Origin of the sequence: Neolewinella xylanilytica, from assembly GCF_002934605.1 — a bacterium.
Lineage (GTDB): Bacteria > Bacteroidota > Bacteroidia > Chitinophagales > Saprospiraceae > Neolewinella > Neolewinella xylanilytica.
This window is the reverse complement of record NZ_PTJC01000006.1, coordinates 889,365-905,431: the sequence shown is the minus strand read 5'-3', so window position 1 is coordinate 905,431 and position 16,067 is coordinate 889,365. Positions and strand designations below refer to the sequence as shown.

The 16,067-nt window shown below is 56.4% G+C and carries 11 protein-coding genes; 7 read left to right on the top strand and 4 right to left on the bottom strand.

Translation table 11 applies throughout. The annotated features are described in order from the left end of the window. The first annotated feature begins 131 nt into the window (after window positions 1-131). From CLV84_RS13025 to CLV84_RS13005, 5 genes are all read left to right on the top strand, one after another. On the top strand, window positions 132-1,808 hold the full coding sequence (locus CLV84_RS13025) for an AMP-binding protein (protein ID WP_104420226.1): 1,677 nt from the start codon (window positions 132-134) through the stop codon (window positions 1,806-1,808). Window positions 1,809-1,861: 53 nt separating this feature from the next. Then, on the top strand, window positions 1,862-2,512 hold the full coding sequence (locus tag CLV84_RS13020) for a DNA-3-methyladenine glycosylase (protein WP_104420225.1): 651 nt from the start codon (window positions 1,862-1,864) through the stop codon (window positions 2,510-2,512). Further along, window positions 2,509-3,867: a type IX secretion system plug protein gene (locus CLV84_RS13015; protein WP_104420224.1), complete on the top strand. Its 1,359-nt coding sequence runs from the start codon at window positions 2,509-2,511 to the stop codon at window positions 3,865-3,867. The genes CLV84_RS13020 and CLV84_RS13015 overlap by 4 nt, the downstream gene beginning before the upstream one ends. Window positions 3,868-3,971: 104 nt before the next feature. Next, complete coding sequence (locus CLV84_RS13010; protein WP_104420223.1) at window positions 3,972-5,420, top strand: TolC family protein; 1,449 nt, start codon at window positions 3,972-3,974, stop codon at window positions 5,418-5,420. A gap of 20 nt (window positions 5,421-5,440) precedes the next feature. Then, entirely contained in the window at window positions 5,441-6,790 is a 1,350-nt protein-coding gene (locus CLV84_RS13005) for an HlyD family secretion protein (protein ID WP_104420222.1), read from the top strand. Window positions 6,791-7,295: 505 nt separating this feature from the next. On the opposite strand, the gene CLV84_RS13000 is transcribed toward CLV84_RS13005, so the two are convergent. Beyond that, window positions 7,296-7,727 carry an LNS2 domain-containing protein gene (locus CLV84_RS13000; RefSeq protein ID WP_104420221.1) on the bottom strand — a complete coding sequence of 144 codons (432 nt, stop codon included), beginning with the start codon at window positions 7,725-7,727 and terminating at the stop codon, window positions 7,296-7,298. A gap of 170 nt (window positions 7,728-7,897) precedes the next feature. On the opposite strand from CLV84_RS13000, the gene CLV84_RS12995 reads away from it, so the two are divergent. Then, a complete protein-coding gene (locus CLV84_RS12995; protein ID WP_104420220.1) occupies window positions 7,898-8,695 on the top strand; it encodes an SDR family oxidoreductase in 798 nt (265 codons plus the stop codon). A gap of 44 nt (window positions 8,696-8,739) precedes the next feature. Beyond that, window positions 8,740-11,511 carry a 2-oxoglutarate dehydrogenase E1 component gene (locus CLV84_RS12990; RefSeq protein WP_104420219.1) on the top strand — a complete coding sequence of 924 codons (2,772 nt, stop codon included), beginning with the start codon at window positions 8,740-8,742 and terminating at the stop codon, window positions 11,509-11,511. A 17-nt stretch (window positions 11,512-11,528) separates the two neighbouring features. Here CLV84_RS12990 and CLV84_RS12985 read toward each other — a convergent pair whose 3' ends face one another. From CLV84_RS12985 to CLV84_RS12975, 3 genes are all read right to left on the bottom strand, one after another. Further along, window positions 11,529-12,638, bottom strand: coding sequence for an energy transducer TonB (locus tag CLV84_RS12985; protein ID WP_104420218.1), 1,110 nt, complete (start codon window positions 12,636-12,638; stop codon window positions 11,529-11,531). Window positions 12,639-12,657: 19 nt separating this feature from the next. After that, window positions 12,658-14,295 carry an ABC transporter substrate-binding protein gene (locus CLV84_RS12980; RefSeq protein WP_170067696.1) on the bottom strand — a complete coding sequence of 546 codons (1,638 nt, stop codon included), beginning with the start codon at window positions 14,293-14,295 and terminating at the stop codon, window positions 12,658-12,660. Window positions 14,296-14,510: 215 nt separating this feature from the next. Then, entirely contained in the window at window positions 14,511-16,043 is a 1,533-nt protein-coding gene (locus CLV84_RS12975) for a flotillin family protein (RefSeq protein ID WP_104420216.1), read from the bottom strand. Between the last annotated feature and the right edge of the window lie 24 nt (window positions 16,044-16,067).

The window sequence follows — 16,067 nt, the reverse complement described above, 5'->3', positions numbered from 1 at the left end:
GGCGGATCCGTAATGAGCGTTGTTCGCAAGTGTTCCAATGAGAACGTCTTCAGGCCTATTGCGGTTGATGCGTTGGGAAATTCCGATACCCTTGTTGTACTTTACCCTCACCAAGCTTAAACCAGCAGATCATGAATACCGACCAGCGTCCTTGGCTTTCCCAGTATCCGGCCGGCATCCCCGCCAACGTTGACGTGCATACCCACTCCACCCTCAAGGACCTCCTTGCCGTCACCTGTAAGCAATTTGCCAACCGGCCGGCCTTCAGCTGCATGGGTAAAGACCTGACCTACGCCGAGCTAGACAAACTCAGCACCGCCCTCGGGGGATATTTGCATTACCGCGGTCTGCAGCCGGGAGACAAGGTCGCCGTCATGATGCCGAACATGTTACAGTACCCGATCGTGCTCCACGCCGTGCTCAAGGCCGGGTTGGTGATCGTCAATACCAATCCGTTGTACACCCCGCGGGAGATGAAGCATCAGTTCACCGACAGCGGCTGTAAGGGCATTTTCATCGCGGAAAACTTTGCCGCCAACCTCGAGCAGATTATCGAGGAAACCGACATCAACACCGTGATTCTGACCACCATCGGCGGCATGCTGGGCTGGCTCAAGGGGGGGCTGACCAACTTCGTGGTGCGGAACGTCAAAAAAATGGTGCCCCAGTACAACCTGCCCTCGGCGGTCGACTTTCAGACGGCCCTCGACGAAGGAAAGAAACACCCGCTCCCCCACTTCGAGGGACAGCCGGATGACACCATCGCCCTGCAGTATACCGGCGGCACCACCGGCGTATCCAAAGGAGCCATGCTGACCAATGCAAACCTGGTAGCCAACGCCATGCAATCCAAAGCATGGATGACCCAAAAGCTCCAGGAGGGGAGCGACGAGCGGATGCTCTGTCCCCTGCCCCTTTACCACATCTTTGCCTTCACCGTCAATTCGGTGGCCATCTTCTGCCACGGCATCTGTAACGTCCTGATCGTAAACCCGCGCGACCTGAGTACCATCGTCAAAGCGTTCAAGGACAACCGGATCGCCGCCATGACCGGGGTAAACACCCTCTTCAACGGACTGCTCAACGATGACTCCTTTACTTCCCTGGATTTTCGCCACCTCAAGATTACCGTCGGCGGGGGGATGGCCGTACAGCGATCGGTAGCCGAACGCTGGCAAAAGGTAACCGGCGTGCCCCTCAGCGAGGGCTATGGCCTTACCGAAACCAGTCCGGCGGCAAGCATGAATCCACTCAACGAATCCTTGCGCATCGGTTCGATCGGCGTCCCTATGCCCAATACCGTAATGCGGGTATGGAACGATGAGGAAAACCGCCCGGCCACCTCGGAAGAACGCGGCGAGATCCAGATCAAAGGGCCCCAGGTAATGAAGGGCTACTACAATCGCCCGGAGGATACCGCCAAGGTGCTACACGACGGTTGGCTCAATACGGGCGACATCGGAATGATGTCCGAAGACGGCTTCTTCCGGATCGTGGACCGGAAAAAGGACATGATCCTGGTCTCCGGTTTCAACGTTTACCCCAACGAAGTGGAAGACGTCATTGCCGGCCACCCCAAGGTGCTCGAGTGTGCCGCGGTGGGTATTCCCAGCGACCGCTCCGGGGAGGTGGTGAAGATTTTTGTCGTAAAAAAAGACAAGTCGCTCACCGAGGACGAGCTCATCGCCTTCTGCCGCAAGGAGCTTACCGGTTACAAGGTGCCCAAAGAGGTGGAGTTCCGGGCTGAACTTCCGAAAAGCAACGTCGGTAAAATTCTTCGCCGGGAACTGCGCCAGGAAAAGGTTTAAGCATCGGCCGCGGTGGGCCGCATCGCAGGTCACCGGTAGCAATTGCCCGGTCTATGCAATCGAATCAGCAATTTATTGGCGCCGGAGCGCGGGAACTACGCGCGTTCCTTTCCGGACAGGATCCCGTAGCCATTGCCCGGGGGCTTATCGGTATGGAGCTCACGACCCGCACGGATGGGGGGCTTACTAGCGGGTTCATCACCGAAACCGAAGCCTACTGGGCCCCGCAAGACCGCGCCAGCCACGCCTTTGGCGGACGGCGGACCGCACGCACCGAGCCCTTCTTCGCCGGAGCCGGCACCAGTTACGTTTACCTCTGTTACGGCATTCACGAGCTGTTTAACGTGATCACCGGGCCGGCCGAGGTGCCCCACGCGGTGCTGATCCGCGCGGTGGAGCCAAACCTCGGCCTGGAGGAGATGCTGCGGCGGCGTCATATGGAAAACTTAAAACCGCAACTAAGCCGGGGACCCGGCGTTGTCTCGAAAGCCCTGGGGATAACGCGCATCCACAATGCGCTGGATCTGCTGGACCCCGCTTCTCCCGTGCAATTATCGTTCGGCCGCGCACCGGTTATGGCGGAAGATATCGTCGCCACGCCGCGGATCGGCATTGATGGTGCCGGTGCGGAATGGGCCTCCCGACCCTGGCGATTTTATCACCGGGGAAACCGCTTTGTCAGTAAACTCAATGCTTTTCGATGATCCGTTGGCCCGTTTCCGGATTCGCTTCCTTCCTGCGCTCCGGCGCCCTGTTCCTCGTTCTCCTCTCCGGGCAGTGGCTAGGCGCGCAAGACACCGAGCTACGGTACTTCGACTATACGTACGTGGAGAACCTGCACACCGTAAAATTGCGCGTTGATGGCTTTCCCAATTCGTATCCCATCATCGAACTCAATGGCGGTGCCCGGCTGCGGTTGAGCTTTGACGATCTCCGGGAGGACGTGACCCGGTATTCCTACAGTTTCATCCACTGCAACCAAGACTGGAGGCCATCGAATCTCGGCCAAATGGAATACAACAGCGGCTTTGGGAACGATTACATCCAGGATTATGATTTCAGCCTGCGAACGCTGATGCCCTTTACCCACTACGAGCTGGTATTTCCCAATGCCGATATGCGGCTGGAAAAAAGCGGGAACTACCTCCTGGTGGTTTACGACACCCAGGACGGCAACCGCCCGGTAATTACGCGGCGGTTTATGGTGTCGGAGAACGTAGCCGGTATCAACGGGCAGGTAACCCGACCGGCCGTGGTCGATAAAATCCATACCCACCAGGAAGTACGGCTGACGGCTAACACGAAGCAATTGCAACCCCGCGCGCCGCTTCAGGAGCTTTCGGCTACCGTGATCCAGAACGGGCGGTGGGATAATGCCGTGGCAGCCGTCGAGCCCAATTTACTGGGTCGGGAAAGCGTGCAGTTTAACTACCAGGACCGGATCATTTTCCGCGGTGGTAACGAATTCAGGAATCTGGATATCCGGTCGGTCCAGGCACCGCGGGCGGACGTCAGCAGCATAACCAACGAGGGCGACCGCTACGGCATGCTCCTGGCGCCGGAACTGACGCGGGGCGGAACGGTGTATTCCCAGTATTTCGACCTCAACGGAGATTTTGTCAACGTCGGTGGCGACCGCCCCGCACTGAATCTGGCCGATGAGTATTTGCAGGAGAACTACGCGCGCTTTGGCCTGGAATACACGGGCGAGTACGTCGAAATCATGCCGGTGCTGAAGACCCAGTCGGGGCTTCCGCTACAGGATGACGTATACCTGTACGGAGCGCTGACCGAGTGGCAGAAAAAGCCGGCTTACCGAATGGTATGGAACCCGGGTATCAGCGCTTACGTTGGCCGCTTCCTCATTAAACAGGGCTTTTACAACTACTATTACGTGACCGACGATGCGGCCTCCGATCGCCGGGAGACGGTGTACGAAGACACGGAAGGCAACCATTCCGTAACGGAAAACGATTACATCGCCCTGCTGTACTACCGCCCTTTAGGGGGGCGATACGACCGCCTTGTGGGGAGCGCGATCATCAATAGCAGTCTTTGACCCACCTTGCTTTCCACCCGTCTAATTCCGTGCACCGTTGATAGAATAAATTTCTATCCCCCGGTAGGAACCTTAGTTTTGCTGGCCTATAAACATTCAGCAAAATGCGGTTGCTCTTTTACCTATTCCTTGCCCTTATGATGCCAGCGTGGGCCGTGGCGCAGAACGATACCGAATGGACCCTCAGCGAAGCGGTCACCTACGCGAGGGAAAACAGTCTTCAGGTACGCCGACTCAATAACTCGACGGCCCTAGCCCGGCTGGACCTGCAACAGAGCCGCAACAACCGCTTACCCAGCCTGAATGCGGGAACCAGCGTAAACTACCTGCTGGGAAGGAGTATCGACCCGACTACGAACACCTTTGAGGCCCAGAACATCTTCTCTCAGGGCTACCAGGTTCAGGGGGCCGTGACGCTTTACGACGGCGGATTGCTCCGCAATAGTATCCGCCAATCGGAAATCGACCTGGAGGCCGCCGTGACGGATGCCCGGGTAGCGGGCAACGATGTGGGCTTACTGGTTGCCAACAGCTACTTGACCATCCTGCTCACCCAGGAGCAACTCGCTAACGCGCGCGTACAGCTGGAACTGATCGATAGCCAACTGGAGAATACCGATGCCCAAATCCGGGCGGGTAGCCTGGCCGCCGCCCAGCGCTTCGACCTGGTAGCGCAGCAGGCCGCCAACCAGCGTACCGTAGTCGATTTAGAGAATCAGGTACAGCTCGCTCTGCTCGACCTGCAGCTGTTACTGGAATTGGACCCCAATCAGGATTTCAGCATCGTGAACCCGGTGCAGGATCTCGACGAGAGCGTGCTGGTTTCGGATTATGACTTACAGGACGTACTGAACGCCGCCCGGCAAACCCAGCCCGCCATACGGGCCGCCGAACTACGGCGCACATCCGCCGATCTGGCCAAGGAAGTAGCCCGGGCGGGCCTCCGACCTACGATCCAGTTATTCGCTAACCTGAGCACCAACTACTCCAGTATAGCCAAAGATTTCGCAAACCCGGACGAAAGCAACGCGGAATTGGTGCAGGGGCCACCCGTGCCGGTAAATATCGGTGGGCAGGAGACAACGATATCGACCTTTAACCAGACCGGCATCGTGTACCCCAACTTAGCGTACCTGAACCAACTGGACCAGAACTTCAGCCAGGCCATCGGAATGAGCCTGAACGTACCCATCTACAACCAAAACCGCAACCGCCTCAACGTCGAGCGGGCGGAGTTGCAGCGCCTTAGCGCCGATATTGAGGTCGACCAGGCCGAGAACCAACTCCGGTCGGATGTCGAGCGGGCACTGGGTGATTTGCGGGCGGCGCGGGAAACCTACCGCGCGGCGGAAGTCAGCCTGGATGCCGCCCAGCAAGCCTACGATGCTGCCGATCGCCGGTTCAGTGCCGGTGCGGCCAACAGCCTCGATCTCACTACTGCGGCCAATCGGCTGGAGCAGGCGCGCGTTGAACTCACGCGCTCCAAGTACCAGCTCATTTTCAACCGGGAGGTCATTCAGTTTTACCTTGGCCAGGATCTTTCCCTCAACTAACCACAGCAAATTTTTTCAGCATGTCCCGTAAAGCCATCATTCTTGGTTTGGCAGTTATAGCGCTTATCGCCGTAGTCGCCATTATTTTAAGCAACCGCCCCGAGGAGGGAACACGGGTATTCGTTCGGGAGGTAGCGCTACGCGATCTTCAGGAGGTAGTGAGTGCCAGCGGTAAAATATTCCCGCAAACGGAAGTAAAAATCAGCTCAGACGTTTCGGGGGAAGTGGTCGAACTCTACGTCGAAGAAGGCGATAGCGTAGTTCCGAATCAGCTCCTGGCCAAAATCGATGCTGATGCCTACCAATCGCAAGTAGCCCGGGGGGTAGCCGGCGTCAATAGCAGCAAGGCGCAGCTGGCCAACGCTCGCGCCCAGATCAAGACCCAGCAGGCGCAACGCGAGCAAACTGCCGCCCAGTTGGCCAACGCCCGTGATGTCCTGAAACGCAACCAGCAACTGTTCGAGGATGGTGTGATCAGCGAAGCGGAATTGGAAACCAGCCAGGCGAACGTGCGCGGACTGGAAGCGAACCTGAGCGCCGCGGAAAGCAATATCCAGGCTGCGGAGGAAAGCGCCCGTGCCGCCGAATACGGCATCCAGTCCAGTGAAGCCACCCTGAACGAATTGCGCACCAGCCTGCGCCGGACCACCATCTACGCCCCGATGGGCGGAGTGGTCTCGCTACTGAACGTAGAACAGGGAGAACGGGTAGTAGGAACGATTCAAATGACGGGTACCGAGCTCATGCGGATCGCCAACCTCAATGCCATGGAAGTTCGCGTCGAGGTAAGTGAAAACGATGTTCCTTCCGTCAACCTGGGCGATAAGGCAAATGTCGAGGTGGATGCCTACCTCAACCGGACATTTACCGGTACCGTCACCCAGATCGCCAATAGCAGTACCACCGCAGGCTTGGCCGACAACGTGTTGAACAGCGATCAGGTAACCAACTTCGAGGTACGGATCAGCATCGACCCGGATAGCTACGCCGATTTAATCTCCGCCGGCAATGCCTATCCCTTCCGCCCGGGGATGTCCGCCAGCGTGGATATCCTAACCCAGGTGGCCGAGAACGCCGTCAGCGTACCGATCGAATCAGTTGCTACCCGGGAAGGCGAAACCAACGAAGACGACCCTGCCGGAACGGCCGACCTCCAGGAGGTGATTTTTATCGTTCAAAACGACACGATTTCAAAAGTACCGGTTCAAACCGGCCTCCAGGATGCCAAGTATATCCAGATAGTCTCCGGAGTCGAACCCGGACAGCAAGTTGTAGCGGGACCATACACGGCCCTAAGCAGGACGCTCGCCTCCGGTGAGCGTGTACAGGTGGTGGAAAAAGACGCCTTCTACGCGGAAAACCAACAATGAAAGCACCCCGGATGCCAGAGGCATCTCGGGGCAATCATCATGGTATGTCAGAAAGCGTAAAAAAGTCGCAGAGGAAATATCTTCCTCCGCAACCGGATAGGTTTGTTAAGTAGGTCTCTTAGTCACAATTAACGCGGCTACTCACCAAATATACGTCTTGCACTTACACGGCGCAACACCTAATTTGAGCTTTCATCGGGGGATCCATTCTATCGATAGGGCTCAATCGCCGAAAAATGGGTAAGGGATCGATTGGTCCGATAGCAGTATGGGTGCGCGGGAAGGGACTTTGGCGGATAGCTTACATCCATGCACTCACGTGCGGTTTCCGGCAGGGACAGCATACAGTATAGGGTCGGGCAATGCCCCGTAAGGATTCGCGCTGTTGGAAACGGATTGCTACCTAGACCGTAGGCGTACCGCATCCAACTCCTGCACCGGTAGGATAGCCAACCGGATTCTCAAGACACATCAGTTGTTAGCGAAAGACGGGAGGGCGTGCGACCTAGTCGTTAAACACCTCTACGTCACGGTTCTTGACGATCAGGTCGGTAAACTTTCCTTTGAAGCGGGTAGCCTTAACGATGTGGTTGTCGATCCAGTGGTAGTTGCCGCCGCGAGGTTTACCCATAAGCATACCGTGATACTTGAAATTATGCCGGTTGAGCCATTCTTCGGTGATCTCCCGGTGCTCCTCGGTGCGGGAAGTGAAGAAGGTGATGATGTGACCGTCCTCGTACCATTTGTTCACGATCCGCAACGCGTCCGGGTAAGGCAGGCAGGTAGCCATGCGCTCGGGTTCCTCGTTGGGGATATCGTCACAGACCGTCCCGTCAATGTCAATCAAAAAATTTTTCACGCCTGCGGGAAGGACCGGGCTAATCAGCTCGCCTTTCTCGTTGAAGGTAGTTTCCAGGTCTTTTTCGGGGGTAGCCATACTATTTTGTGGTATTCCGGGTCGATGTATTGCTTGCATTTGCCCGCCGGCATAGCCGGAAGCGGACAAAGTAACCAGCCGTAACGGTACAAAGGTACGGTACCCTAACGCTACGGACCGTTGGTTTGCTGTTATAAGTTCCGTTATTTGCGCCGACCAAAGTCAAATCCATGCAACAAGTGGCTCTAGTTACCGGTGTCTCGTCCGGGGTCGGCGAGGCGCTGGCCCCCCTACTGGCACGGCAAGGCTGGCGGGTATACGGGATGAGCCGCAGGACGGTCGATCTTCCGGGGGTCAGGTCTTTACCCGCCGACATAAGTGACGAGGAGGCGCTCCACCGGGCGATCGGCAAGTTGGTAGCGACGGAAGGCCGACTGGATGCCGTCGTGCACTGTGCCGGCATCGGCGGAGCGGGCCCCGTGGAAAACATGCCTACCCAACGGGCGCGGCGCATTATGGACACGAATTTTTGGGGAAGCTGGAACCTTTGTCAGACCACTTTACCCCAGCTGCGGGCCAGCCCGCGGGGAAGATTGTTGTTGCTGAGCAGCATCGCCGGCCACATGGGCATTCCCTTTCGTTCGGTTTACTGCGCCAGCAAAGCGGGGGTCATTGCGCTCTCGGATAGCTTGCGTTTGGAAACGAGGGGCTCCAACCTCCAGGTAAGCTGCGTTAGCCCGGGAGACATTGCCACGAATTCGATTGCCACCCAGTATCGGCAACCCGCCGCTGAGGTGGAGGGAATATACCGGGACCGCTACCAAAGGGCCGACGACTCCATGGTGGCTAACGTAGCCCAGGGAATGACGGCCGCCTACGTGGCCGACGAGCTACGGAAAATCCTTGTCAAAGACCAGCTGGCGCCGCATTACGTTATTGGAGAACCCATTCAGAAAATCAGCACCTTTGCGCGGCGGATTCTGCCCGGACGCGCATGGGAGTGGGTACTGGGTCGTTACTACGGGTAAACGCGTTGAACAACCGCTTTGGGAAGGCGTTGAAAAAAACTATTATGAGCAATTATTCGCACCTAGCAAATGCCCATCCGGGCTATATCGAGAAGCTGTATCAACAATATTCAGCATCCCCAGAATCCGTCGATGAAAGTTGGCGCGATTTTTTCCTCGGCTTTGATTACGGTACGGAGAAGACGGCAGGCTCGAACCTGCCCACTAGCGCGAACGGAGAGGTAGACTGGGCCCACGTCCAAAAAGAGCTGAACGTTTTCGCCCTGATCAAGGCCTACCGGATCCGTGGTCACGTCGCATCCAATATAGACCCGATCCAGGAGTTCAACGACCCCGACGCCGGGCTCGATTTGGAAGACTTTAACTTGGGGGAAGAAGACCTGGACACGCCCTTCAAGGCCGGTCACCACCTCTTCATGCCCGAAGGCAGCACCCTGCGCCAGATCGTAGCGAACCTGGACCGAATTTACCTCGGCAGCATCGGTTTCGAAACCGATCACATCTTTCACCGTGAAAAACGGCGGTGGCTACGGGAGCGAATCGAGAAGCATCACCCGGAGGAAGCCTATGGCCTGGATCTGGACGACAAGCGCCACATTCTGGAAACCCTCAACGATGCCGTCGGCTTCGAAGACTTTTTGAAGACCAAATACCCGGCGCAGAAGCGCTTTGGCCTGGAGGGCGGTGAAGGGGCTATTGTCGTACTGGATACCATCATCTGCGAAGCATCGCGGGACGGGGTCGAAGAAGTCGTTATCGGCATGGCGCACCGCGGCCGGCTGAACGTCTTAGCGAATATCATGGGGAAGAGCTACGAAAGTATCTTCCAGGAATTCGAGGGCGTCATTCCGGACAAGCTCAGGGGAGACGGCGACGTGAAGTACCACATGGGCTATAGCTCGATCATCGCAACCCGTACCGACAAATCCGTTAACGTTAAGCTCGCGCCCAACCCCAGCCACCTCGAAGCGGTTGGACCCGTGGTAGAAGGATTCGCTCGGGCCAAGGCGGATGTTCTTTACGAAAACGACTACGACAAGATCGTACCCATTCTCGTCCACGGCGACGCGGCGGTGGCCGGCCAGGGGGTGGTATTCGAAACGGCCCAGATGAGTGGGTTGGAGGGATACACGACGGGGGGAACGATCCACCTGATCATCAACAATCAGATCGGCTTCACAACCGATTACGAAGATGCCCGGACCAGCATTTACGCCAGCGGCGTAGCGACCGTGATCGAGGCACCGGTCTTCCACGTCAACGGAGACGATCCGGAAGCAGTGTACTACGTTTCCAAATTAGCGATGGAGTACCGCAACCGCTTTAACTCCGATGTTTTTATCGACATGCTCTGCTACCGGAAGAACGGCCACAACGAAGGCGACGACCCCGGATATACTCAACCGGGCATGTACGAGCGCGTCAAGCGGCATCCCAACGTCCGCCAGGTGTACACCGACCAGTTAGTTTCCCGTAAGGACGTCGACTCTAAATTGGCCAAAGAGATGGCCAAAAAATTTAAGTCGCAGTTGCAGTCCGTGCATACAAAAGTAAAAAACAGCGATCTGCCCTACAGCTACCAGCCGCCCGAAAAAGCCTGGAGCGAGCTTAAGTGCGACCACTGGGAGTACCAATACTTCGCCGAATCTCCGGAAACGGGCGTGCCGGAGGAAACGATGAAGGCGGTTCTGAAGCACATCACTACCCTACCCGAGGGTTTCGAACCGGTCAACAAGGTCAATCGCCTTTACAACAATTACGAGCAGTCCGTCAGCAATGATCAACTAGATTGGGCGATCGGGGAATTAAGCGCCTACGCCACCCTCCTGATGGAAGGTCACGACGTCCGTATGTCCGGGCAGGACGTTCGCCGCGGTACCTTTAGCCACCGTCACCTGGTCCTTAAAAGCCAGGACGGGGAAAGCCTGTACAACCGCCTCGATGGGCTGGATGAGAAGCAGGGAAAGATGCGGATTTACAATTCCTTGCTCTCGGAATACGCAGTGCTGGGATTTGAATACGGGTACAGTACCGCTAGCCCGGATAACCTGGTGATTTGGGAAGCCCAATTCGGCGATTTTGCCAATGGAGCGATGACCGTCTTCGATCAGTTCATCAGCAGCGGGGAAAGCAAATGGGGCCGCATGACCGGACTCACCGTCCTACTCCCCCACGGCTACGAAGGCCAGGGGCCCGAACACAGTAGCGCCCGCTTAGAGCGTTTTCTGCAACTGTGTGCCGAATACAACATGATCGTGGCCAACCCCACCATGCCGGCAAATATGTTCCACCTTTTACGCCGCCAGCTTACCTGGAATTTCCGTAAGCCGCTGATCGTGATGACGCCGAAATCAGGACTGCGCAACGACCGTGCCGTGAGCTCTATCAAGGATTTTGGACCCGGTACCCGTTTTCAGGAAGTTATAGATGACCCAACGGTCAGCGACCCCTCCCTCGTAAAGCGTCTGCTGCTGTGCTCCGGAAAGGTTTATTTCGACCTGGCGGCGCGGAAAGAAGAACAGGACCGAAAGGATGTGGCCATCGCGCGGATCGAGCAGCTTTTCCCCCTGCCGGTTAATCAGCTCAAATTACTTCGCGACCGGTACCAGGGAGCGGAGCTGGTCTGGGTGCAGGAAGAGAGCCGGAACGCGGGTGGCTGGAGCTATATCAGCGACCAGTTCCTATACAATGAAGAGCTCGGCTTTAACCAAGTACTGAAGTACGTGGGCCGGGCGGCTACCGCGTCCCCTGCAACGGGCTACAAACCCGTTCACTCCAAGGAACAGAAGCAACTGGTAGATTCAGCCTTCGGGTAAAGCTCGACGGGTACGACTTATTCCTCCTCCTGTTCTTCGGAAACCCGGCAGATCAAGGGGAGCAATGAGTCGTACCAGTCCACCAACGAGACCGACCGAGCCAGGGAAAGATCCTCGCAGGCTCCCGGGAGCATCTGGTTATCGAGCCGAACCTGGCCGCGAAGGATGCGGAAACGACCATCCCGGGGAAAGCGCTCGATCGCGTCGTCCATTTTGCCCAAAGCAGCGGAAAGCGCGGTAGAATCGGTCAGCATGAGTTGGGCGTCCTGCATAAGCTGCAGGGCTTCGTTATAGTCTTCTACGACGTAGGCACAGCCGGGGTCGGTGGGCACGAAGTTAAAGGTTACGTCCTGGGCGCTGATCACCTTCCTGCCCTGGTATTCGGCGGGGATCCACTGGTTAAAGGAGGCGGTTGCGGCATCGATCGCCTTTCCCGTAAAGGCTACCCCCAGGTCGTTGTAGTCTATGATGTCGTTGACGGTCACCAAGCCAGAGGGATGGACAAACAGCTGCATGTCAATCTGCCCCGTGGCGCAGCTGTCTTGCTGAATGTCAGGATACGTAATCGTTTCGTTGAAGTAATCGGCTAGGTTGCCGTCGTTACCAATGAAAGTGGCCTGTTTGGTAAGATCGGTATAGACCGTATCCGCACCAATTACTACGTAAGGCTTAGGTTCTTCCAATCGAAATCGAATGGGTAGAATGTATCGAAACCTAACGGGCATGCTATCTTTCATCGCGGGTCGCCACAGCAACTCCCGCCCCATGCCTACCACGCTGCGCAGGGCCGACATACCGATGCCGCCCCCCGGATCGCGCAATATTTCGGGGCGGTTGATCATACCGTTCGGCTCGACGATGAATGCGATAACCGCGGTTCCGCTGATATTTTGTTCCTGAGCCTCGGGGGGATAGAGTGCCCGCTTGTAAATATAATCCAGCAGAAACTGCTGCGCGCACGCCGCTTTGGCGGCATCGGTGGTATCGTAACGTTCGCAGGGACTGGGGAACCGGGGTGCCGCGTCGGCAAAGCTGTAGATGGTAGTGTCTACCGCTTCGGTAAGCGTAGTGTCCTGCCCAAAACACCATAGCGGCAAGAGGAACAATATGCTAAATAAGCTTTTCATTGATCTTCGTTGAATACGATTAGGAGGCCGGCCTCACCTGGATTGCGTTGAAATGCAGGTTTGGCGCCAACGGGGTAAGCGTGTACTCCAACCTTTTGGCAATAACCAGGGGCGCCTCGGGAGAATAGAGGAAAATCATCGGTTGATTCTGGTAAATGATTTCCTGGAAACGCTGGTACAAAGGTGCCCTGGCCGAAGAGTCGGTGGTAGCGGCTATCTGACGAATGAGACTATCTGCTTCCGGATTCCGGAAGTTTCCGCGGTTGGTTCCGCTGGGTGGAACGGACGCAGAAGCCCATACCTGGGAAAAATCATCGGGACTGGGTTCGAAGCCCAAGCCGTAGAAGGATGCCGTGAACTCGCCGGTGTTGAGCTTCTCGATGAGGGCACGTCCCTCCTGGCGCGTGACGATGATGTCGATGCCCACTTTGGCGGCGGTCTGAGCGACGTACAGGCAAATGCCCTCACTGGTCGGGTTGGTGTAGCTCATCAGGGTAAAACTCAATTCCCTGCGTTCCCCGGCTACTTCTCTGTCCAGGATGCCGTTACCGTTCGAATCTACCCAACCTGCCTGCTTCAATAACTTCCGTGCCTTCTCGAGGTCGAAATCGATTGGCGGCAAACTCCGGTTGTAGTAATCTTTCGACGGCAAAACCGGACCGCTGACCCGCTGGGCCAGATCCGGAAAAAAGTTTTGAATTATTAGATCTACGTCAACCAGGTGAGCCAAAGCCCGACGTGTAAGGCTGTCGCCAAGCAGGGGATCGTCTTGGTTAAGAAGAATGGAATAATACTTGAAACTGGGGATCGAAACGAAGTTGTAGATTTCCTGTAGGTATGCCTCGTTGCGCAAATTGACGAATTGGTCGATCGGCAAATCCATCACAATATCTACCAGCTGATCGCGCAAGGCATTGGCCGTGGTCGTATTGTCGGAGATTATTTCGAAAGTCAGGGTCTGCGGCACCCCTTTCAAATATTCCTCCTTTCGGCCCTTGGCCCAATAGTCTTCGCGCAAACTCAGTCGAATACGTTGACCGGGTTTCCAATACTCCAAAGCGTAGGGACCGCTGCCGACGACCCGTTCCGGGTCGTACCCCCAGGCCGGACTGTTGAAGTTATCGGCGAAGCGATGCAACCGGTCATCGGTTTTACTGACACGATCAGCGGAAACGGGATCGGTCAGGTCGCTGACGGCCACATCTTCCAGGAAGCCCTCCGGGTCGTACGCATACGCAGGGTACACGTATAAGTCGCCGATCGCCTGAGCAGAAAGGAAATATGGCCGCTTCGTAATGACGCGGAACGAGAGGCTATCGGGACTCGTGATCAGCACGTCGTCGATCATGCTGTAGTAGGGCCGGTAGGGGCCGGCATCGACTAGCGGATTGAGCATGGCCTTGAGGCTAAACAGGACATCCGAAGCGGTAACGCGGCTACCGTTAGGCCAGCGGGCCAGACTATCGATCCGGTAATCGTAAGCCATTCCACCCTGCGGCAACTGCTTTACGGTAGGCACCGAGGCAAGGGCGGGTTCCAGGGCGTAGGTATTCGGATTTTGCCGGTTAAGTGTCTGGAAGATTTGCTCCGCTACGTAGCGGGTGATACTCTGAACGGAAAGAAGCGGATTGAGGGTCGGCGGTTCCGATTTAAGCACGATGCGTACTTCCTCCTTACTCCGGTTTTCGGGAAATTCACTAGTAGCGACAGATCCCCCTGCGCAGCCCAAGAACATGCCGATTGAGGCAACCATTAGGAAAAAACGAAAATTCATGGGTAAGGACAAATGTCACGTAAGCAAGCGGCAAAGGTAATAAACGGAATGCGCCCGATCAGAATGATTCGGTATCCCATCATACATATAATACAGGCTTATTTAACTACCGCCTCGTGGTTGCCATCCGCCTTTTTTGTTCCGTCCGGCGTAACCAAATGCTGGGGAAGTTGCATGCCGCTTTGCTTCAAAAAATCATTTAGCTGGGGTACCATCCCGTAGAGCCCCTGCACGAATTTTCCAACTCCCTGCCCGTTGCCGCTGTCGTATACGACCACCTTTTCAATGTCGATATCCTTGATCGCATCGGTTTGAATACGGGTAAGCTCGGCCAATTTATCGAGCATGAGGTAGTTTATGGCACTCTGCGCGTCGCCGCCCGAAGCCTGCACGAGCTTTTGAAATCCTTCAGCCTGCCTGCGGAGCAGTTCTTCCATTCCCTGAGCCTCGGCCTGGTACTTCATTAATACGGCGTCCGCCTCACCCCTAGCGATCTCCCGACGTCTTTCGGCTTCTGCCTGGGCCGCGATGATGGCTTTTTGTTTTTCAATGTCGGCTACGACAACCTGCTCGGCTTCCATACGGGCTTTTTCCGTTGCGGCACGAGCGATCTCCGCATCCTGTTCGGCGCGATAGGCCTCTTCCCGGGCCTTGGCTTCCGCTACCTTCCTCGCGGCTTCCGCGCGTCTGCGTGCTTCGGCCATGGCTACGTCCCGAGCAGCATTACTTTCCGCAATCTTGATTTCGGCGGTGTTCTTACCCGCGGTTGCTTCGGCCCGGCTAGCAGCCTCCCCGATTTGGGCCGTACTCTCCGCTTCGGATACCTTGATGCGCCGTTCCCGCTGCGCTTCGGCCTCGCCAATCTCGGCGCGGCTGTTGGCAGCGGCTACTTGGATGCGCTGCTGTTGGAGTGCCGCTGCCTCGCCGATTTCTGCCCGGCTATTGGCATCAGCTACCTTTGAACGCTGGTCCTGCTGGGCTTCCGCTTCGCCAATGCTACCGGTACGAAGCTCGTTCGCGACCTTGATTTTGGCGTCGTTGATCGCTTTGGCGGCGGCCTCTTGCCCGAGCGCCTTAATGTAGCCGCTCTCGTCTTGAATATCGGTAACGTTAACGTTGATCAGTTCCAAACCGATTTTATGCAATTCCTCCCCCACGTTTCGGTAAACGCTTTCGACAAATTTATCGCGGTCGATATTGAGTTCCTCGATATCCATGTTCGCGATCACCAACCGCATCTGACCCATAATGATATCGTGGCTCAGGCTGCTGATGTTAGCCCGATCAAGCGCCAGTAACCGCTCGGCGGCGGCCAGCATCAGGTGGGGTTTGTTACTAATACCAACGGTGAATTGAGCCGGAACGCTCACCCGGATATTTTGCTTCGACAGGGCGTCCTGCAAATTTACGTCGATGGATAGCGGCGTGAGGTTGAGGTACTGGTAGTCCTGAATAATCGGCCAAACGAACGTACCGCCTCCCGCGTAGCACTTGGCGGAGGCATCGGTGCCCGTCCGCCCGTATACTACCAGAATTTTGTCACTGGGACACCGCTTGTACCGGCTGACCAACCAAACGGCGAAGATGAATATCAAGCCTACCACGGCTGCGGGAAGAAGTAGGAATTCCATTATAGAAGGATTTATGAGTGAGGG

What these genes read in the sequence shown, in the direction of transcription:
- CLV84_RS13025 (WP_104420226.1), top strand. Translation starts at nt 132, where the DNA reads ATGAATACCGACCAGCGTCCTTGGCTTTCCCAGTATCCGGCCGGCATC.
- CLV84_RS13010 (WP_104420223.1), top strand. Translation starts at nt 3,972, where the DNA reads ATGCGGTTGCTCTTTTACCTATTCCTTGCCCTTATGATGCCAGCGTGG.
- CLV84_RS13000 (WP_104420221.1), bottom strand. Translation starts at nt 7,727, where the DNA reads ATGGCTACCCCCGAAAAAGACCTGGAAACTACCTTCAACGAGAAAGGC.
- CLV84_RS13005 (WP_104420222.1), top strand. Translation starts at nt 5,441, where the DNA reads ATGTCCCGTAAAGCCATCATTCTTGGTTTGGCAGTTATAGCGCTTATC.
- CLV84_RS12990 (WP_104420219.1), top strand. Translation starts at nt 8,740, where the DNA reads ATGAGCAATTATTCGCACCTAGCAAATGCCCATCCGGGCTATATCGAG.
- CLV84_RS13020 (WP_104420225.1), top strand. Translation starts at nt 1,862, where the DNA reads ATGCAATCGAATCAGCAATTTATTGGCGCCGGAGCGCGGGAACTACGC.
- CLV84_RS12985 (WP_104420218.1), bottom strand. Translation starts at nt 12,638, where the DNA reads ATGAAAAGCTTATTTAGCATATTGTTCCTCTTGCCGCTATGGTGTTTT.
- CLV84_RS13015 (WP_104420224.1), top strand. Translation starts at nt 2,509, where the DNA reads ATGATCCGTTGGCCCGTTTCCGGATTCGCTTCCTTCCTGCGCTCCGGC.
- CLV84_RS12995 (WP_104420220.1), top strand. Translation starts at nt 7,898, where the DNA reads ATGCAACAAGTGGCTCTAGTTACCGGTGTCTCGTCCGGGGTCGGCGAG.
- CLV84_RS12975 (WP_104420216.1), bottom strand. Translation starts at nt 16,043, where the DNA reads ATGGAATTCCTACTTCTTCCCGCAGCCGTGGTAGGCTTGATATTCATC.